This window comes from Streptomyces sp. NPDC053560, assembly GCF_044544605.1.
Lineage (GTDB): Bacteria > Actinomycetota > Actinomycetes > Streptomycetales > Streptomycetaceae > Streptomyces.
Map to the genome: position 1 here is coordinate 60,964 of NZ_JBITXI010000001.1, position 18,771 is coordinate 79,734.

The window sequence follows — 18,771 nt, forward strand, 5'->3', positions numbered from 1 at the left end:
TGCGTGCCACCCTGATCACGCCCCGCTACGAGCCGGTCGCCGCCCCGCTGACCTCGGCCGCTGAAATGGTTCGGCGGAATCACCTCGAACCGCCCTCGGCGCCGCACTTGGGCTGATCACGGGCCTGTCCGGGTGCAAACGGCCACCCGGACGGAAGGCACGGGGTGACGGCCGGATCAGGGCGGTACGTGGCGTACGACACTGCCCTTGACGAGCCGTTACTCGTCCGTACCTGCGGCTTCCGCGGCCGACAGTTCCCCCGGCCAGTGACGCAGTTCACGCAGCAGCGTGAGAAAGGCGCGCTCCGCTGGGGACAGCAGCCGGTCCCTGCGGTGCACCAGGCTGACCGGCCGGGGCAGCGGCGCGGGCTCGACGGGCAGTACGGCCAGCCGTCCGGCCCGTACGTCCTCCCCCACCGCGTGTTCGGAGATCAGGGCGAGGCCCAGGCCGGCGGCCACGCACTGCTTCACCGCCTCGGGCCCCCATATGTCGGCGCGCGGCACGTCCTCCAGCGCCCAGTCGGCCAGCACCTGTTCCTGGAGGCTGCGGGTCTGCGAGCCCGGTTCGCGGAGCAGGAACCGGGCACCGGCCAGCTCTGCGGGCGTCACCTCGGCCGCGCCCGCGAGCCGGTGGCCGGGGGCCGCGACCAGCACCAGCCGCTCGTCCAGCACGGTCTCCACGACGAGCCGGTCGCCGTACGGACTGCCGGCCACCACCGCGATGCCGATGCCGCCGCCGAGCAGCTGTTCCTGCACCGCCTCGCCGTTGCCGACGAAGATGTCGCACTCGATGGCGGGGTGCCGCTCCCGGTACCGGGCCAGCAGCGCGGGCAGCAGGTAGGTGCCGACGGTGGTGGAGCCGCCGACCAGCAGCCGGCCGGTGGCCAGCCCGCTGACCTGCTGCACGGCGGCCACCGCCTCCTCCGCCAGCAGGAAGACCCGCTTGCCGTACTCGGCGAGGACCTCGCCCTCGGCGGTCGGCCGGGCCCGGGTCCCCGAGCGGTCCACCAGGGTGACGCGCAGCGACTGTTCGAGCCTGCGTACCTGGTTGGAGACGGAGGGCTGGCTCATGTAGAGCTTCTGGGCCGCGGCGGAGAAGCCCTGGTGCTCGACGACCTGCATGAAGATCCAGAGCCGGTGGAGGTTGAGTTCCATGACACCCCCGAGGGCTTGCGACATCCGAAGATCACCTGGCGGCGGGCAGCCTAGCCTTCCGGCCGTCCGCCGGACAGGGCCACGACGTCCCGGTCGGCGGAGAAAACCCGTGCTCCGGCATCCGATGAATTGATGCAGCGGGGGTGCAAGGATCACGCCATGCCCAAGGACGCCAACTTCACCCTCGTACAGCTCCGCTATTTCCTGGCCGCAGCGGAGCTCGGCAGCATGACGGCCGCCGCGCAGCGCGTCAGTGTGTCGCAGTCGGCGGTCTCCACCGCGGTGACGCATCTGGAGCGGGAGCTGGGCGTGCAGCTGCTGATCCGGCACCACGCCAGGGGGCTGTCGCTGACCCGGGCCGGCGAGCGGTTCCTGCACGAGCTGCGGGGCTTCCTCACGCACGCCGAGGAGCTGACGGAGACGGCCCGCAGCATGGGGACGGAGCTGGTGGGCGAGCTGGCGGTGGGCTGTTTCCAGACCCTGGCGCCGTTCTCCCTGCCGCGGCTGCTGCGGGAGTTCGGGGAGGCGCACCCGGCGGTGCGGGTGCAGGTCACGGAGGGCGACATCCGGGCGGTGCAGCAGGATCTGCGCGGCGGCAGATGCGAGCTGGCGCTCCTGTACGACCTGGGGCTCGACCCGGACATCGAGCGGGAGGTGCTGGCGGAGGCGCCGCCGTACGCGCTGGTGCCGCCGGACCATGCGCTGGCGGGCGCGGAGGCGGTGCGACTGTCGGACCTGGCGGCGGAGCCGATGATCCTGCTCGATCTGCCGCTGAGCCGGGACTACTTCCGTTCGCTGTTCCTCAAGACGGGGGTCGAACCGAAGGTGCGGCACCGCAGTACGAGTTACGAGACGGTGCGCGCGATGGTGGCGGCGGGGCACGGGTTCGCGCTGCTGAACCAGCGGCCGGTGCACGACGCGACGTACGACGGCGGGCGGGCGGTGGCACTGCGGCTGACCGATCCGCTGCCGGCCCTGCCGGTGGTCCTGGCGCGGCTCTCTGGGGTCCGGCCGACCGCCCGCGCCCAGGCCTTCGCGGCGGTCTGCCGGACGGCGCTGGGCGCCTGAGCCGCACCTCCCCGGCCGCGGCGGCTCACAGCCGCGCGCACCCCGTGACCGTACGGGCGAAGCGGAGGACCGCGTCGCACGCCGCGGCGTGGTCCACCGCCGGGTTGCGGCTGAAGATGTGCAGGCCGTACCCGTCCTCCAGCGCGACCAGGTCGCGTGCCACCTCGGCCGCTGTCGCGGTGAGCGTGAACTCCCCCGCTGCCGCGCCCAGTTCGAGCACGGTGGTGTAGAGCGCGACCTCGCGCGCGTACAGCGACGCCATCAGGGTGGCGTGCGGCCGGCTGCGGTCGGCGAGGCCGTGCAGTTCGTACAGCAGTTTGTGCACCCCGTCGTCGCTGTCGCGCGGCAGGCCGCTCCCGGCCGCCGCGCGCAGGCGCGCCACCGGGTCGGCGATCGCGTCCGTGCCGGCGTGCCGGTGGGCGAGATAGCGCTCCACGGCGGCCTGGTGGACCTCGAAGACCAGGTCGTCCAGTTCCGGGTAGTAGTAGAGCACCGAGCCGGCGGAGACCTCCGCTTCGGCCGCGATGTCCTTGATGCGCAGCCCTGCCAGGCCGCGCCCCGCGATCGCCCGGCCCGCCGCCTCGATGAGTGCCTCGCGCCGCGCGCCTTGGTTCTTGGTCCTTGCCACGGTGTGGATTCCCCGTTTCTCAGTTCAACGAAAAGCACCGTTCTCCGCTCGATCCATTGACATCCTAGCGCTCCATAGTTTGAATCTCGGTTCAAAGAATCCCTCTCCCCCTCCCAAGGAGGCGGCGTGGCACGCGCAGCGAGGACCACGGTGGAGCGGCACACCATCGACGTCATCCCCGACGGCGAACGCCATGGCCGCACCCTCGTGGTCGGCCTCGCGGTGGGCGGCGACGATCCGGTGGCCGCGCAGTCGCAGCTGCCGGGCAGCCCGCTCGCGCAGATCGCCCTGTGGTCCCTCGCCGCGGTCACCATGCTCACCAACTCCATGAACCTCTACGGCGCGACGCTGTGCGTGGTCACCGCCGTCCAGACCTCCGCCCACCGCCGGCTGCCCGGCCCGACCGTCCACGCACTCCTCTCGCCCGCCCTCTGCGCGGCCCGGCGCCGCCTTCGCAGGGCCGCGGCCCGCACCGCGCCGGGCGCAACACCGGCCGCTCCCCCGTACACCGCCGCCCCCTGACGACCCGCATCCACCGGCGACCGGCACCCACCCACGACGGCCGGCACCCCACCGATCTGGAGTTCCACCACCATGACCGCACCCACGTACCAGGACTGGCAGCAGCGGGCCGCCGCACTTCGCCCCGAGACCCGGGCGTTCCTCGGCGGCGCGCACACCGACGCCGCTGACGGCCGTACCTTCACCGACATCGACCCGGCCACCGGCAAGGCGGTCGCCGACGTCGCCCGGTGCGGCGCGGCCGACGTCGACGCTGCCGTACGCGCCGCGCGGACCGCCTTCGAGGACGGCCGCTGGTCCCGGGCCGCGCCCGCCGAGCGCAAGCGCCGGCTGCTGCGGCTCGCCGAGCTGATCACCGAGCACGGCCAGGAACTCGCGCTGCTGGACACCCTCGACATGGGCAAGCCCATCACCGAGACGCTGACCGTCGACGTACCGGGCGCTGCGGGCTGCTTCGCCTGGCACGCGGAGGCGATCGACAAGCTCTACGACGAGGTGGCGCCGACCGCGCCGGGCAGCCTCGCGGTGGTGCGCCGGGTGCCGCTCGGCGTGATCGGGGCCGTCGTGCCCTGGAACTTCCCGCTCGACATGGCCGCCTGGAAGCTGGCACCCGCGCTCGCCGCCGGCAACAGCGTGGTGCTCAAGCCCGCCGAGCAGTCGCCGCTCTCCGCACTGCTGCTGGCCCGGCTCGCGACGGAGGCCGGCATCCCCGACGGCGTACTGAACGTCGTGCCCGGCTACGGCGAGGAGGCGGGCCAGGCGCTCGGCCGCCACCCCGACGTGGACGTGCTGGCCTTCACCGGGTCGACGGCCGTCGGCAAGCTGTTCCTCTCGTACGCGGCCGAGTCCAATCTCAAGCAGGTCTGGCCCGAGTGCGGCGGCAAGAGCCCCAATGTCGTCTTCGCCGACGCCGACCTGGAAGCCGCCGCCGAGAAGGCCGCGTGGGGCTTCCTCTACAACTCCGGACAGGTGTGCTCCGCCAACACCCGCCTGCTGGTGGAGAGTTCGATCGCCGAGGAGTTCACCGACCGGGTCGTGGCGCACGTCCGGCAGTGGCACCCCGGCGACCCGCTCGACCCCGCCACCGCGCTCGGCCCGCTGGTGGACGAGGCACAGGCCAGCCGCGTACTGGCCGCCGTGTCGACCGCCCGGGCCGCGGGCGCGCGGGTGGCCTGCGGCGGCACCTGCCCGGACCGCGACGGCGCGTACGTCGACCCCACCGTGGTCACCGGCCTGGCGCCGGACGCACCGCTCGCCCGCGAGGAGCTGTTCGGCCCGGTGCTGGCCGTGCTGCCGTTCGCGGACGAGGCGGCGGCGGTGCGGCTCGCCAACGATTCGCCGTACGGGCTGGCCGCCTCCCTGTGGACCCGGGACATCGCGCGTGCCCACCGCGTGAGCGACGCACTGCACGCCGGGACGGTGTCGGTGAACACCGTGGACGCGCTCGATCCGGTGACGCCGTTCGGCGGTTTCAAACAGTCCGGCTTCGGCCGGGACCTCTCGCTGCACTCCTTCGAGAAGTACACGGGGCTGAAGACGACATGGATCCAGTACGCATGACGCATCGTCAGGACGAGGGGCGCCCGCGAAGGTACCGGCGGACCACCGCCGCCTGGTCGGAGCGCTCCATGAGGCCGCCACCGGGCTCGGCCGCACCCCGCGCGTCATCGGCGAACAACCACGACCACGACCACCGAGCCTGCCCGAACCTGAAAGGAACACCATGAATCACGCCGAACTCGCCGCCGCCGACCGCGCCCGGATCATCCACCCCTATCTCCCGTCCTCCGTCGAGGAGCGGGTGGTGATGACCGAGGGTTCCGGCTGCCGGCTCACCGACGCCGAGGGGCGCTCGTACCTGGACGCCACCGGCGGACTCTGGCTCGCGCAGATCGGGCACGGCCGCGAGGAGGTGGCGCAAGCCGCCGCCGCACAGATGAAGAAGCTGGAGTACTTCACCAGCTTCTGGGAGTTCTCCAACGACCGGGCGATCGAGCTGGCCACCCGGCTGACCTCGCTGGCGCCCGAGGGCCTGGGCCATGTCTACTTCACCTCCGGCGGCTCGGAGGGCAACGAGGCCGCGATCAAGATGGCCCGCTACTACCACCACCGGCGCGGCGAGTCCTCGCGCACCTGGATCCTGGCGCGCGACAAGGCGTACCACGGCATCGGTTACGGCGGCGGCTCGGCGACCGGCTTCCCGCTGTACCACGAGGGCTTCGCGCCGATGATGCCGCACGTCAGCCACCTCACGCCGCCGTGGCCTTACCGCACCGAGCTGTACGGCGGCGAGGACCCCTGCGACTTCCTCGTCCGGGAGCTGGAGGAGCGGATCGCGGAGATCGGGCCCGGCAACATCGCGGCGATGATCGGCGAGCCGATCATGGGCGTGGGCGGCATGCTGGTGCCGCCGGCCGACTACTGGCCGCGGGTGCGGGAGGTGCTGGACCGGCACGGCATCCTGCTGATCTTCGACGAGGTCGTGACGGCGTACGGGCGGGTCGGCGAGTGGTTCGCCGCGCAGCACTTCGGCGTCACCCCGGACATCATCGTCACCGCCAAGGGCATCACCTCCGGGTACACGCCGCTGGGCGCGCTGCTGGTCGGGGACCACGTGGCCGAGCAGCTGCTGCGCGAGCACGGCTTCCCGATGGGCTACACCTACAACGGTCACCCGGTCGCCGCCGCGGTGGCACTGGCCAACCTCGACATCATCCACCGCGAGGGGCTGCTGGCCCGCGCGGTGGCGACCGGTGGCGCGCTGCACAACGAACTCCAGGCGCAGCTCGGCGACTTGCCGGTGGTCGGCGAGGTGCGGTCGGTGGGCATGATGCTCGCCGTCGAACTGGTCGCGGACCGGACGACCCGCGAGCCGCTGCCGGTGCGGCCGGAGCGGATGCCGCACGATGTGATCCGGCGCGAGACCGGCGTGATCGTACGGGACTCCGCGCACAGCATCGTGCTGTCGCCGCCGCTGGTCATGACCGAGGCGGAGGTGAAGGAGACCGTCACCGCGATGCGCTCGGTCCTCGAACGCACCCTGCCGACCGGAGAGATCCGGGACTGATCCGTTCATCCGCAACCGGCCACGACTGGAAGGGCGCACTGCCGTGTCCGTACCACCCACCAGATCCGCACCCGCACCACCGCCGCCACCATCGCCGGAGACCGTTCCCCATCTGCACCGCAGCCTGCGCCGGTTCGACATCCTGGCGATGGGCGTGGCGGCCGTCATCTCCTTCGACGTACTGGGGCAGCTCGCCACCGGCGGCGGTGAGGCCGTCACCTGGATCGCCGTGATCGCGGTGGGCTTCCTGCTGCCGTACGCGCTGGTCTTCGCCGAGACCGGGGCCGCCTTCCCGCAGGAGGGCGGGCCGTACGTCTGGGTGAAGCTGGCGTTCGGTCGCGCGGCGGCGGCGCTGACCACGATGTTCTACTGGGTCACCAATCCGGTGTGGCTCGGCGGTTCGCTGGTGTTCGTCGCCGCCGAGGCGTGGGACGGCTTCGTCTTCCCGCTCGGCTCCGGGACGGTGGCCGACTACACGTTCAAGCTGCTGTTCATCTGGGCGGCGATCCTCACCGCGATCGTGTCGCTGCGCCGCGGCAAGTGGATCACCACGGCGGGCGCCGCGGCGAAGGTGCTCGCGCTCGCCGTGTTCTCCTGCACGGCGGTGGCGTACGGCGCGGAGCACGGCTTCCACGGCCTGGACCACGCCTCGTTCGCCCCCTCGGGAGCCGGCTTCCTGGCCCTGGTGCCGGTGCTGCTCTTCGCGTACGTCGGGTTCGAGGCGCCGAACGCTGCGGGGGACGAGATGCACGACCCGCAGCGGGACGTGCCGGTCTCCATCGGCTTCTCCGGGCTGATCGCCGCGTGCTGCTACCTGCTGCCGGTGCTGGCGATCCTGTCGGCGGCACCGGCCGGGCAGGTGACCGGCATCGGCGGGTTCATGGACGCGGCCCGGCTGGTCTTCGCGGTGTACGGGAGCTGGAGCGGGCCGCTGCTGACCACGGCCGCCGTGGCGTTCGTCTTCGCGCTGCTCACCCAGGGCAGCGCGTGGATGATCGTCAGCGACCGGATGCAGGCGATGACGGCCGCCGACGGCGGGTTCTTCAGCCGCGGGCTGGGCGCGTTCCATGCGCGGCTGGGCACCCCCGTGCGGATGAACCTGCTCTCCGGGATCACCGCGACGCTCTTCATGGTCGCCGCGATGAACCTGGCGGCCGGGGACGCCGCCGCGGTGTTCGGCGTCGTGCTGACGGTCGCCATCACCACGCTGCTGCTGTCGTACCTGGTGATCGTGCCGGCGCTGGTCCGGCTGCGGCTCCGGCGCCCCGAGGTGCCGCGCCCGTACCAGGTGCCGTTCGGCACCCGCGGCTTCGTCGTCTGCGCGGGGGTCGTCTACGCCTGGATCCTGCTGGGGTCCTGGGTGGCCCTGTTCCCCGGCACGCTGGAGCGCCTCTTCGGCCTCGGCTACGCCTTCCAGGACACCTGGGGGGTCTCCCGGACGACGTTCGAGGCCTTCACCCTCGGGACGGTCGTCCTGCTGCTGTCCGTCGGCGCCCTCGGGCTCCGGCGCCGGCGGCGCGCGGACTAGCCGGCGTCGCTCCGCCACAGAGCGTCCGGGTCGTCACCCACGCCGTCGAGGACGAGCTGGGCGTCCCGCTGCCCCAGCGCGATGGCCTCGTCGATGAACTCCGGCTCGAAGAGGAGGTAACCGAGCAGTTCACCCCGGCTGTGCCCCGGCCCGAGGAGCAGGGACAGCAGGGCCAGGTCGAGGTCGGCGAGCCGGCGGGTGCCGCGGAAGTACGTGTCGAGGACGTACGCCGCGCGCTCGCCGAGCCGGTCTCCCTGGCCGGGCGGCGGGCCGCCGAAGAGGTACTCGACGACCTCGTACGGCCGGCCGCCCGGGCTGCGGCCCCGCCCGCCGGACCGCAGCAGTTCGTCGACCTTGCCGAGCGTCCGGGTGTCCTCGATCATCCGGTCGGACAGCACGCCGTTCAGGACCTGCGCGACGACGTCCGCGACGGCCGGCGCGGGCGCGCTCCGGCCGTGGGTGCGGGGCAGATGGCGCAACGGCGTGGTGGCGACGATCACCACGCGGCGTACGCCGAGCGAGATCGCCGGTTTGATGGGTGCGTTGAGCCGTACCCCGCCGTCCATGTACCAGCCGTCGGCCTCCGCGATGTACACGGGCGGGAACGCCACCGGGATCGCGGCGGACGCCAGTACGTGTTCCTCGGTGAGCACGGTCCGGGTGTAGTCCACCGCCCGGTCGGCGTCGCTCTCGGGCAGCGTCGCGGCCCGCGGCCCCTCCACGAAGATCTCCGTGCGGCCGCTGCGGCAGTCCGTGGTGGCCACCGCGACGGCCTGCACCGCGCCGCTGCGCATGTTGGCATGCAGCCGGTGCCAGTCCGGCTTCGCGCGCAGGGTCTCCCGCAGCGGGCGGGTGTCCAGCAGGCCCGACACCGGTGGCGCGGACGGGTCGAAGAGCGTGGTGAGGTACTGCCACAGGAGGGCCGGCACCGCGGGCAGGAACGCCGCGAACACCTGGTCCTTCGTCAGTCCCCGCCAGGCCCGCAGCGCTTCGTCGGCGGCCTGCTGGGCAGGCAGATGGGCCAGCGAGGCGAAGAGCACCGCGTTCAGCGCGCCGGCGCTGGTGCCGACGAACACATCGGGCCGCTGCCGGAATTCCGCGAGCGTCGGCAGCAGCGTCGCCAGCATTCCCGCCTCGTACGCGCCCCGGGCACCGCCGCCCGCCAGGACGGCCCCCACCGCGGCGGCCTCCGGCGGATTTCCCGGATCCCGGTCGGTCATCACCACTCCCCCTCGTGCGGACGGCCGGCAGACCGATCGCACACCGGCGCGGTGCGCCGCGCAACGGCGGAACCGGCCATGCGTTCCGGGCTATGGGCGGTATAGGAATTCCGGTGGTTCTGCCCCGGGGCGCGGCGGTGTTCCCTGGTGGGCGGGGCGGCACGACCGGCCGCCGACGTCGACCTCAGAGGTGGAACCGCACATGAAGGAAGCTGGTGCCGAGCGGCTGACCGTCAACGGCCGCGGCTACGGCCGGCCCGCCCGGCCCGTCGTCGTGGTGTGCATCGACGGCAGCGAGGACGCCTATCACGAGCGGGCCATCGCCGACGGCCGGATGCCGTTCCTGGAGCGGATGCTGCGGGACGGCAGCGATCTGCGCGCGGACTGCACGATGCCGTCCTTCACCAACCCCAACAACCTGTCCATCGCGACCGGGGTGCCGCCGTCGGTGCACGGGATCTGCGGCAACTACTTCTACGACCCCGCGGCCGACGCCGAGGTCATGATGAACGACCCGGAACTGCTCCGCGCGCCCACGCTGTTCGCGGAGTTCTCCAAGACCGGCGCCAGGGTCGCGGTGATCACCGCGAAGGACAAGCTGCGCCGGCTGCTGGGCAAGGGGCTGGAGAACGGCATCTGCTTCTCGGCGGAGAAGGCCGACCGGGTCACCCAGCAGGACAACGGCATCGAGAAGGTGCTGGAGCGGGTGGGCATGGAGCTGCCGTCCGTCTACAGCGCCGAGCTGAGCGAGCTGGTGATGGCCGCGGGCACGGACGTGCTGGAGCGGGACCGTCCGGAGCTGATGTACCTGTCGCTGACGGACTACATCCAGCACAAGCACGCGCCCGGCTCCCCCGTGGCCAACGACTTCTACGCCATGCTGGACGGTTACTTCGCGCGGATCGACGCGCTCGGCGCCGTCCTGGTCGTCACCGCCGACCACGGCATGAACGCCAAGAGCGACGGCACCGGGGACGCGCAGGTGGTCTTCCTCCAGGACGAGCTGGACGCGCGGCTGGGCGCCGGCGCGGCACGTGTCGTGCTGCCGATCACCGACCCGTACACCGTGCACCACGGCGCGCTCGGCTCGTACGCCACGGTGCACCTGCCGCCGGACGCCGACGCGGACGCGCTCCGTGCCGAGCTGGCCGCGCTGGACGGGGTGGCCGAGGTGATGGGGCGGGAGCGGGCCTGCGTCCGCTTCGAACTGCCGGCCGATCGGATCGGCGAGCTGGTGGTCATCTCCGAACGCAACACGGTGCTGGGCACCACGCCCGCGCGGCACGACATCTCCGGCTTCACCGAACCGCTGCGCTCGCACGGCGGGCTCACCGAGCAGCGGGTGCCGTTCCTGGTGAACGCGCCGGTCGGACCGCTCCCGCAGGGCCACCGGCTGCGCAACTTCGACAGCTACTGGGTGGGCACGTCGGTGGCGGCGGGAGCGCCGCTCACCGGCTGACCCACCGGCACGCCACCCCCTCACACGGACGCACCACCCGGCCCCGGCGCGCCGCCGAGGCGCGCGCCGGGGCCCCGTCATGCCCGATTCCAGGCCGAGGGACAGGACACCGCCATGGCCGACCTCGCACCGCAGTCCGTACCGACATCACCGCCCGGGCCCGCGCTCGCCACGCGGGAAGCGCTGCGGCGGACGGCACGCTGGCGCCGGCAGATCTTCGCGGTCACCTGGATCGCGTACGCGGGCTTCTACTTCGTCCGCCAGGCGTTCTCCGTCGCCAAGCTGGGCATCCTGGACGACCCCCTGGTCAACGGGGTGCTCACCGAGCAGGTGCTGGGCGTGCTGGACGCGGTGTACCTCGCGGCGTACGCGGCCGGGCAGTTCCTGTGGGGCATGTGGGCGGACCGGTTCGGGCCGCGGGTGGTGGTGGCGGGCGGCATGGCCGGCGCGGTCGTCGCCGCGTGCGCGATGGGCCTGAGCAGCGCGGTACTGATGTTCGGCGGCGCGATGGTCCTCCAGGGGCTGGCGCAGTCGGCGGGCTGGGCACCGCTGTGCAAGAACATGGGCAGCTTCTTCCCGGTGCGGGAGCGCGGCCGGGTGCTCGGCGTCTGGAGCAGCAACTACGCCTTCGGCGGGCTGGCCGCGCCGCCGTTCCTCGGCTGGTGGGCGTACGAGGTGTTCGGCACCTGGCACGCGGCCTTCTTCGCGGGCGCGGTCACCCTCGCCGTCGTCCTTGCGGTGTTCCTGATCTTCCAGCGCAACACCCCGCAGGACGTGGGGCTGCCCGACCCGAACCGTACGGAGGAGGAGCCCGCCGCTGCCGGGAAGGCGGCACCGCCCCGGCGGCGCGCGCTGAGCCTGTACAAGGAGGCGTTGGGCGACCGCATGGTGCTGACGCTGGGCGCGGCGTACTTCCTGCTCAAGCCGGCCCGGTACGCGATCCTGCTGTGGGGCCCGGTGATCGTCAGCCGGCAGCTGCCGGAGGTCGGCAAGGCGGGCGCCACGCTCGTCCCGGTGGCGTTCGGCATCGCGGGCGTGCTCGCACCGGTCCTCATCGGCTGGGTCTCCGACACCGTCTTCCGGTCCCGCCGGGTGCCGCCGTGCGTCCTGGCGCTGCTCCTGCTGACCGTCGCGCTGGCGCTGTTCATGCCGCTGACGGCGACCGGCAGCGCGGTGGTGATGATCGCGGTGCTGGCGGTGATCGGCCTGGCCGTGTACGCGGCCGATGCGATGATCAGCTGCGTCGCGGCGGTCGACTTCGGCAGTGCCGGCGGCGCGGGCACGGCCGCCGGGCTGGTCAACGGCTGCGGCTCGGTCGGCGCGATACTCGGCGGCCTGCTGCCCGGCTTCCTCTCCGGCACCACCCTGTTCTACGGATTCGCCGCGGCCGCGCTGCTCGCCGGCCTGCTGATGCTGCCGCAGTGGAACCGGCTGCCGGCCGCGGCGTCCTGAGCCACGCTGTCCGCAGCTCCATCCCGAGGTCCATCCGCAGTGCACCACCACTGAGAGGGGCTCACCCATGGCGTCCCGTACCCCGCACCGCACCGAGCACCGTGCCGACACCGCCGTCGTCGGCGGCGGCATCGTCGGCCTCGCGCACGCCCTCGCGGCGGCCAAGCGCGGCGACCGCGTCGTCCTCTTCGAGCGCGACGACCACTCCGTAGGCGCCTCCATCCGCAACTTCGGCATGATCTGGGCGATCGGACAGCAGCGCGGCGCGATCTACGAGCGTGCCCTGCGCAGCCGGGAGATCTGGCTGGAGGTCGCGGCCAAGACCGGCCTGTGGGCCGTGCCGGCCGGCTCGATGCACCTGGCGCACCGTCCCGACGAGGTCGCGGTGCTGGAGGAGTTCGTGGCCACCACGCCCGCGGCCCGGGAGCGCGGTACGGAGCTGCTCTCCGCGCGGGAGACGGCGGCCCGCAGTCACGCCGCGCACCCGGACGGGCTGCTGGGCGCCATGTGGAGCCCGACGGAGCTGAACGTCGACCCGCGGCACGCAATACCGGCGGTCGCCGCGCATCTGGCGGACGAGTACGGCGTGGACGTGCGGTTCGGCGCGACGGTCCGCGGCATCGACATGCCGACCGTCTCGACGACGGCGGGCGACTGGCAGGTGGACCGGGTCTTCGTGTGCAGCGGGAACGACTTCGAGACGCTGTACCCGGAGGTCTTCGCGGACAGCGGGCTGGTCCGCTGCAAGCTGCAGATGCTGCGGACGGGGGTGCAGCCGGGCGGGTGGCAGCTGGGGCCGATGCTGTGCGGCGGGCTGACGCTGCTGCACTACGCGGCATTCGAGGGGCTGGCGGCGCGGGACGCGCTGGACCGGCGGATGCGGGCCGAGCTGCCGTTCCACCGGCACAACGGCATTCACGTACTGCTGTCGCAGACGGCGGACGGGCGGCTGACGATCGGCGACAGCCACGCGTACGCGACGACGCACGACCCGTTCGAGAGCGAGGAGATCAACGCGGCGATCATGGACTACCTGGCGGGCTTCGCGCGGCTCCCGGACACCACGGTCACCGAGCGCTGGTCGGGTTTCTACCCGTCCCTCCGGGACGGCCGTACGGAACTGGTGACCGACCCGGAGCCCGGGGTGACGGTGGTCAACGGGGTCGGCGGCGCCGGGATGACGCTGTCCTTCGGGCTCGCCGAGGAGATCGTGGCGGCGCGCTGAGCCACGGGCCGGCGCCGCGCGCACGGCACGCGACCGCACGGGCGACGTGCGGTCGCGTCGTGTGAGACAGGTCACCGATTCGCGGTGGAATGCCTGGCCCGCCCGGATTGCTGTCATAGGTGCGACTGGCGGTGGAACTGTGTCCCCGGGCCTCACCTATTGCCCGTGGGGAAGATCGTTCGGCTGAAGCCCCACGGAGCCTTTCGCCGAGAGGCGACCGCCACCGGCAGCCGCGCCAGACCGCCCCGACCGGCCTCCCCCGACCGGTCGGGGCTCTTCGTTGTGTGCGCCCGGCGGTCAAAAACCAGGAGCCGGTCCGTCCGCCGGTTCTTCGACCGGGCGGCCCCGCAGGCCCTTGCCGCCGATTGCCCGGCCCGCTATCTGGTCGGCTACGCGGCGGGCCTCCCGGTCGCCGCGGCCGAGGTCTTCCCTCACGCGGGCGTGGCCGGGGTCTACAACATCTCCACCCTGGCCACCCACCGCCGCCGCGGCTACGGCGGCGCCCTCACCCTCGCCGCCCTCCACGCGGCCCGCGACCGGGGCCACCGCATCGCGGTCCTCCAGGCCTCGGCGGAGGGCGAACCGGTCTACCGCCGGCTGGGCTTCCGCCCCTGCGGCCGATTCACCGAGTACGCCGTCACCCCGTGACCGCACACCGCCCGGGTGCGCCCGGTCCCGGCACGACTCAGTAGCTGATGCACGCCGAGTGCCACTCCGTGTAGAAGTCCCACACCTGCGGGGAGCACTCCGGCGGGCCGTACTGGGAGGCCTTCGCGCCGACGTGCGGCAGGTGGGCGTACGCGCCCACGCCCGGGCGGTTGACGTGCAGCATGCCCGCCTCGAAGCGTTCGATGGCCTCGAAGGCGCGGGACTGCGAGGCGGTGAAGATGGTGCCGGACATGCCGTACTTCACGGAGTTGGAGATCCGCATCGCATCGTCAAAACCGTCGGCGTCGACCACGGCCAGCACCGGGCCGAAGACCTCCTCCTGGGCCAGCTCGCTGTCCCAGGGCACGTCGCGGATGACGGTGGGCCGGACGTAGCAGCCGTCCGGCAGCCCGTCGCCGGTGGCACGGCCGCCGCCGCACAGCACCTTGCCGCCGTCGCGCTGCGCCCCTGCTATGGCCGCCAGCGCGGCTTCCATACGGGCCGGGTTGACCACGGGGCAGATCTGCGCGGCGGGGTCGCTGCCGGGGCCGACCTTCATGTCCGCGACCCGGGCCACCAGCCGGTCGAGAAAGGCGTCCCGTACCCGTACGTCGACGACCGCCCGGCTGGTGGCGCTGCACCGCTGCCCGGCCTGCCCGAAGGCGCCGTGCACAACAGCGTCGACCGCCCCGTCCAGGTCCGCGTCGTCCAGCACGATCACCGCGTTCTTGCCGCCCAGTTCGAGCTGCGTACGGAGCAGCCGGTGGGCGCCGCCGGCGTGGATGGCGGTGCCGACGGGCAGCGAGCCGGTGAAGCTGATGCCGGCCACGGAGGGATTGGCGACCAGCGCCTCGCCCGCCGCGACGTCGCCCTGGACGAGGTTGAGTACGCCGTCGGGCAGCCCCGCCTCGTGGAAGACCTCGGTCAGCAGGGCCGCGGTGAGCGGGGTGAGCGGCGAGGGCTTGAAGACGGCCGTGCAGCCGGAGAGCAGGGCCGGCGCGACCTTCCACATGGGGATGGCCAGCGGGAAGTTCCAGGGCGAGACCAGGCCGACGACGCCGATGGGGCGCCGGAAGGTGTACGCGAACGTACGGTCCTCCTCGGCGGGTGCGGTGACGCCGCCGAGGAGCCGGGCCTGGCCCGCGGTGAAGTCCAGCACGGCGCGGGCCCTGGCCACCTCGCCCTGTGCCTCGCGCAGCAGTTTGCCCTGCTCGCGGGTGATGGCACGGGCGAATTCCGCGGCCCGGTCGGTGAGTCCGCGGCCGGCCTCGGTGAGGATCGCGGCGCGGCGGATGGGGCCCAGCTCGCGCCAGGCGGGCAGGGCCGCCGACGCGGCGTCCACCGCGCGGTCCACGTCGACGCCGCCGGACTCGGCGAACTCGCCGATCCGGTCGGTCAGGTCGGCCGGGTCGAGGTTGGTCCTGGTCCGGCCGGACTCGGCCGGGCTCCACCGGCCGTCGATGAAATTCAGCAGGTGGTGCGCTGCCACGGGCTCCCCGGCGGAAAGGTGTGCCATGCCCCGTCCCTTCGCTGGACATCTGCGGAGACTGCTGTGACGTGCTCGGTCACAGCCAATCGCCAGGCTGTCCCAGCGAAGGTGCGGGCACCATCCGGGAATTGTGAATGGCCCCGATAGCGCTGCCCTATCTGGCACTGTGACGGCGGGCGCGCCTGGCACCTCCACGCGGCCGGCACCGGCCGGCAGGCGTACGCGACCCGCGGCACCACAGGACGGCGACAACAGAAGACACCAGGAGGCCCGATGACCCGCCCGTTCCGCTTCGGCGTCAACACGCTCGCGATCGCCTCCGCCGACGAGTGGCGGAAGAAGTGCCGGCAGGCCGAGTCGATCGGCTACGACGTCCTGCTCGTCCCCGACCATCTCGGCATGCCCGCGCCGTTCCCCGCGCTGGTGGCGGCGGCCGAGGCCACCGAACGGCCGCGGGTGGGCACCTTCGTGCTGAACACCGGCTTCTGGAACCCGGCGCTGCTGGCCCGCGAGGTGGCGACCACCGACGCGCTCACCGGCGGCCGTCTCGAACTCGGCCTGGGCACCGGGTACGTGAAGGGCGAACACGAGTCGGCCGGGCTCCCCTGGGGCAGTCCGGGACAGCGGGTGGACCATCTGGCCCGCACGATCGAGGAGCTGGACCGGCTGCTGGCCGATCCGGAGCACGTACCGCACGCCGTGCAGACGCCGCGGCCGCCGCTGCTGATCGGCGGCAACGGCCCGCGGATGATGCGGCTGACGGCGCGGCACGCGGAGATCGCGGCGTTCCAGGGCGGCCGGCAGGCGCCGGGCAAGCCGGAGGGCACGCTGGAGCTGGCCACCGCCGAAGAGCTGGACGCGACGGTCGCCGGCTACCGGGAGGCGGCGGCCGGCCGCGCCGTCCCGGCCGAGCTGAACATGCTGATCCAGCGCGTGGTGATCACCAACGACCGCCGGGCGACGGCCCGCGAGTTCGCCGCGTACTTCGAGAACCTGGACGAGGACCAGGTGCTGGACGCGCCGACGCTGCTGTTCGGCACGGTCCGGCAGCTGGCCGACCAGCTCCGGGAGCGCCGCGAGCGGTACGGCTTCTCCTACATCACGGTCCTGGACGCGGCCCTGGAGACGTTCGCGCCGGTCGTCGAGGAGCTGCGGGGCACCTGAGGCCCGGCCTCACCGGGTGGCGCCGGCCGGGGCGTCGCGGCGCAGCCGGCCGGGCCACCACACCGCGGGACCGATGTCCCGTACGAGCGCGGGGACGAGGAGGGAGCGTACGACGACGGTGTCGAGGAGCACGCCGAAGGCCACGATGAAGGCGATCTGGGCGAGGAACGCCAGCGGGATGACGACGAGCGCCGCGAAGGTCGCCGCCAGCACCACCCCGGCGGACGTGATGACGCCGCCGGTGCTCACCAGGCCGCGCAGCATGCCCTGCCGGGTGCCGTGCAGCAGGGTCTCCTCGCGTACCCGGGACATCAGGAAGATGTTGTAGTCCACGCCCAGCGCCACCAGGAAGACGAACCCGTACAGCGGGACCGAGGCGTCCGTGCCGCTGAAGCCGAAGACGTGCTGGAAGACCAGGCCGGAGATGCCCAGCGTGGCCAGGTAGTTCAGCCCGACCGTGGCGACCAGGAGCAGCGGCAGCAGCAGTGAGCGCAGCAGGAAGACCAGGATGGCCAGGATGACGGCGAGAACGACGGGGATGATCAGCGCCCGGTCCTCCTCGGCGGTGCGCTGGGTGTCGTACTGCTGGGCGGTGTAGCCGCCCACCAGGGAGCCGGGGTCGACGGTGTGCAGCCGGTCGCGCAGGGCGCCGACGGTCCGCTTGGCGGCGTCGCTGTCGGGTGTGTCGGCGAGCGTGGCGTCGATCCGTACGCGGCCGTCCACGACCAGGGGCGCGCCGCCGGGCCGGCCGGAGGCGCCGACGGCACTCGCGCCGTCGACCCCGGGGGTGGCGGCGGCAGCCTTCACGACCTGGTCGCGCCGGTCGGCCGAGGCGATGACGACGACCGGCTGTCCGGAGCCGCCGGGGAAGTGTGCGCTCAGTGTCCGCTGGGCGCTCACGGACGGCGCGTCGTTGATGAACAGCTCCTCCATCGGCACGCCACGGGAGTCGAGCGCCGGGAAGAAGGCCGCCGCCGCGGCGAGCACCGCGCAGGTGGTGATCCACAGCCGGCGGGGCCGGGTGTCCACCCAGGTCGCGACGCGCTGCCACAGGCCGTGTCCGGCCGTCCCCTCGGCGTGCGGCTTGGCGGGCCAGAGGGCTGCCCGGCCCAGGAGGGCGAGTACGGCGGGCAGGAAGGTCAGTGCGGACAGCACGGCGCACACGATGCCGATGGCACCGACGGGGCCCAGCGCGCGGTTGTTGGTCAGATCGCTGAGCAGCAGCGCCAGCAGTCCGAGCGCGACGGTGGCGGCGCTGGCGCCGATGGCGGCCGCGGAGCGGACCACCGCGGCCCGGGCGGCGGCGAAGCGGTTGCCGCGCCGGGCCAGTTCCTCGCGGAACCGTGCCGTCAGGAGCAGCGCGTAGTCGGTGGCCGCGCCGATCACCAGGATCGAGAGGATGCCCTGCACCTGGCCGTCGACGCGCACCACGTCGTGATCGGCCAGGACGTAGACGACGGCGCAGGCGACGCCGAGGGCGAAGACCGCGCTGACGATGATGACCAGCGGCAGCAGGACGCTCCGGTAGACCAGCAGCAGGATCACCAGCACGGCGGCCAGGGCGACGCCGAGCAGGATCCCGTCGATGCCCGCGAAGGCGTCGGAGAGGTCCGTCCGGCTCGCGGCGGGCCCGGCCAGCTGCACCTCGGTGCCGTCGACCTGCTCGGCGGTCTTGGTGACGTCCTGGAGGGCTTCGGAGAGCCGGTCGCCCAGGTCGGGGCGGAGCTGCACGATGCCTTCGAGCGCGCGCCGGTCCTTGGAGACGAGCGCGGGCGAGGGCCGTTCCGTCACTCCCTCGGCCTTCGCGAGGCCCTGCAGCGCGCGGGTGGCCGCCGCCTGCTGGGCGTCGGTGAACCGCCCGTCGTCGTCCCGGGTCCACACCACGATGGCGGGCAGCGTCTCGCTCTGGTCGAAGTCCTGCTGCGCGTCGATGACCCGGGTGGACTCCGCGCTCTGCGGGAGGAATGCCGCCTGGTCATTGGTGGCGACCTCGCCCAGCTTGCCGGCGTAGGACCCGAAGACTCCTCCCAGGGCCAGCCATACGAGTACGAGGACCAGCGGGACCGCCCAACGGGACGGTCGGCGTGCAGTGTTCATTCACTGTCCAAACGGAGAGGGCGCGGTACGCGGAGAACTGCCTCGACCAT

At 72.9% G+C, this 18,771-nt stretch carries 14 protein-coding genes and 1 pseudogene; 10 read left to right on the forward strand and 5 right to left on the reverse strand.

What is annotated here, in order from left to right; all coding sequences use genetic code 11:
* Positions 1-218 precede the first annotated feature (218 nt).
* Positions 219-1,154, reverse strand: a complete 936-nt coding sequence (locus ACIGQF_RS00320) for a LysR family transcriptional regulator (RefSeq protein ID WP_399703401.1) — start codon at positions 1,152-1,154, stop codon at positions 219-221.
* Positions 1,155-1,313: 159 nt separating this feature from the next.
* Here ACIGQF_RS00320 and ACIGQF_RS00325 point away from each other — a divergent pair, with 159 nt between their 5' ends.
* On the forward strand, positions 1,314-2,222 hold the full coding sequence (locus ACIGQF_RS00325) for a LysR family transcriptional regulator (RefSeq protein ID WP_399703404.1): 909 nt from the start codon (positions 1,314-1,316) through the stop codon (positions 2,220-2,222).
* A gap of 25 nt (positions 2,223-2,247) precedes the next feature.
* Here the strand turns inward: ACIGQF_RS00325 and ACIGQF_RS00330 are convergent, their stop codons facing one another.
* Positions 2,248-2,850: a TetR/AcrR family transcriptional regulator gene (locus tag ACIGQF_RS00330; RefSeq protein ID WP_399703407.1), complete on the reverse strand. Its 603-nt coding sequence runs from the start codon at positions 2,848-2,850 to the stop codon at positions 2,248-2,250.
* Positions 2,851-2,976: 126 nt separating this feature from the next.
* Here ACIGQF_RS00330 and ACIGQF_RS00335 point away from each other — a divergent pair, with 126 nt between their 5' ends.
* The 4 genes from ACIGQF_RS00335 (at position 2,977) to ACIGQF_RS00350 (ending at position 7,967) form a co-directional block, all read left to right on the forward strand.
* The gene (locus tag ACIGQF_RS00335; RefSeq protein ID WP_399703410.1) at positions 2,977-3,372 is read left to right on the forward strand and encodes a hypothetical protein; all 396 of its coding nucleotides are present in this window, start codon (positions 2,977-2,979) and stop codon (positions 3,370-3,372) included.
* A 72-nt stretch (positions 3,373-3,444) separates the two neighbouring features.
* Complete coding sequence (locus ACIGQF_RS00340; RefSeq protein WP_399703413.1) at positions 3,445-4,932, forward strand: aldehyde dehydrogenase; 1,488 nt, start codon at positions 3,445-3,447, stop codon at positions 4,930-4,932.
* A 163-nt stretch (positions 4,933-5,095) separates the two neighbouring features.
* Entirely contained in the window at positions 5,096-6,439 is a 1,344-nt protein-coding gene (locus ACIGQF_RS00345) for an aspartate aminotransferase family protein (RefSeq protein ID WP_399703415.1), read from the forward strand.
* A gap of 43 nt (positions 6,440-6,482) precedes the next feature.
* Positions 6,483-7,967 (forward strand): APC family permease, encoded by a 1,485-nt coding sequence (locus ACIGQF_RS00350; RefSeq protein WP_399703418.1) that lies wholly within the window; start codon positions 6,483-6,485, stop codon positions 7,965-7,967.
* On the opposite strand, the gene ACIGQF_RS00355 is transcribed toward ACIGQF_RS00350, so the two are convergent.
* Positions 7,964-9,187 carry a patatin-like phospholipase family protein gene (locus tag ACIGQF_RS00355; RefSeq protein WP_399703421.1) on the reverse strand — a complete coding sequence of 408 codons (1,224 nt, stop codon included), beginning with the start codon at positions 9,185-9,187 and terminating at the stop codon, positions 7,964-7,966. The two genes, ACIGQF_RS00350 and ACIGQF_RS00355, sit on opposite strands and share 4 nt — an antisense overlap.
* 202 nt (positions 9,188-9,389) lie before the next feature.
* Between ACIGQF_RS00355 and phnA the strand changes: the two genes are divergently transcribed.
* The 4 genes and pseudogenes from phnA to ACIGQF_RS00375 all read left to right on the forward strand — a co-directional run.
* Positions 9,390-10,646, forward strand: a complete 1,257-nt coding sequence (gene phnA / locus ACIGQF_RS00360) for a phosphonoacetate hydrolase (RefSeq protein ID WP_399703423.1) — start codon at positions 9,390-9,392, stop codon at positions 10,644-10,646.
* A gap of 114 nt (positions 10,647-10,760) precedes the next feature.
* On the forward strand, positions 10,761-12,098 hold the full coding sequence (locus tag ACIGQF_RS00365; RefSeq protein WP_399703425.1) for an MFS transporter: 1,338 nt from the start codon (positions 10,761-10,763) through the stop codon (positions 12,096-12,098).
* Positions 12,099-12,165: 67 nt separating this feature from the next.
* Positions 12,166-13,323, forward strand: coding sequence for a TIGR03364 family FAD-dependent oxidoreductase (locus ACIGQF_RS00370; RefSeq protein ID WP_399703427.1), 1,158 nt, complete (start codon positions 12,166-12,168; stop codon positions 13,321-13,323).
* A 315-nt stretch (positions 13,324-13,638) separates the two neighbouring features.
* Positions 13,639-13,971, forward strand: a pseudogene (locus tag ACIGQF_RS00375) (GNAT family N-acetyltransferase); the annotation flags it as partial.
* A gap of 37 nt (positions 13,972-14,008) precedes the next feature.
* On the opposite strand, the gene ACIGQF_RS00380 reads toward ACIGQF_RS00375, so the two are convergent.
* Entirely contained in the window at positions 14,009-15,487 is a 1,479-nt protein-coding gene (locus ACIGQF_RS00380) for an aldehyde dehydrogenase family protein (protein WP_399703430.1), read from the reverse strand.
* A gap of 246 nt (positions 15,488-15,733) precedes the next feature.
* On the opposite strand from ACIGQF_RS00380, the gene ACIGQF_RS00385 reads away from it, so the two are divergent.
* On the forward strand, positions 15,734-16,624 hold the full coding sequence (locus tag ACIGQF_RS00385) for an LLM class F420-dependent oxidoreductase (protein WP_399703433.1): 891 nt from the start codon (positions 15,734-15,736) through the stop codon (positions 16,622-16,624).
* A 9-nt stretch (positions 16,625-16,633) separates the two neighbouring features.
* Here the strand turns inward: ACIGQF_RS00385 and ACIGQF_RS00390 are convergent, their stop codons facing one another.
* On the reverse strand, positions 16,634-18,721 hold the full coding sequence (locus tag ACIGQF_RS00390; RefSeq protein ID WP_399703436.1) for an MMPL family transporter: 2,088 nt from the start codon (positions 18,719-18,721) through the stop codon (positions 16,634-16,636).
* Between the last annotated feature and the right edge of the window lie 50 nt (positions 18,722-18,771).

What these genes read in the sequence shown, in the direction of transcription:
- ACIGQF_RS00320 (WP_399703401.1), bottom strand. Translation starts at nt 1,154, where the DNA reads ATGGAACTCAACCTCCACCGGCTCTGGATCTTCATGCAGGTCGTCGAG.
- ACIGQF_RS00325 (WP_399703404.1), top strand. Translation starts at nt 1,314, where the DNA reads ATGCCCAAGGACGCCAACTTCACCCTCGTACAGCTCCGCTATTTCCTG.
- ACIGQF_RS00340 (WP_399703413.1), top strand. Translation starts at nt 3,445, where the DNA reads ATGACCGCACCCACGTACCAGGACTGGCAGCAGCGGGCCGCCGCACTT.
- ACIGQF_RS00345 (WP_399703415.1), top strand. Translation starts at nt 5,096, where the DNA reads ATGAATCACGCCGAACTCGCCGCCGCCGACCGCGCCCGGATCATCCAC.
- ACIGQF_RS00355 (WP_399703421.1), bottom strand. Translation starts at nt 9,187, where the DNA reads ATGACCGACCGGGATCCGGGAAATCCGCCGGAGGCCGCCGCGGTGGGG.
- phnA (WP_399703423.1), top strand. Translation starts at nt 9,390, where the DNA reads ATGAAGGAAGCTGGTGCCGAGCGGCTGACCGTCAACGGCCGCGGCTAC.
- ACIGQF_RS00365 (WP_399703425.1), top strand. Translation starts at nt 10,761, where the DNA reads ATGGCCGACCTCGCACCGCAGTCCGTACCGACATCACCGCCCGGGCCC.
- ACIGQF_RS00370 (WP_399703427.1), top strand. Translation starts at nt 12,166, where the DNA reads ATGGCGTCCCGTACCCCGCACCGCACCGAGCACCGTGCCGACACCGCC.
- ACIGQF_RS00380 (WP_399703430.1), bottom strand. Translation starts at nt 15,487, where the DNA reads ATGGCACACCTTTCCGCCGGGGAGCCCGTGGCAGCGCACCACCTGCTG.
- ACIGQF_RS00385 (WP_399703433.1), top strand. Translation starts at nt 15,734, where the DNA reads ATGACCCGCCCGTTCCGCTTCGGCGTCAACACGCTCGCGATCGCCTCC.
- ACIGQF_RS00390 (WP_399703436.1), bottom strand. Translation starts at nt 18,721, where the DNA reads ATGAACACTGCACGCCGACCGTCCCGTTGGGCGGTCCCGCTGGTCCTC.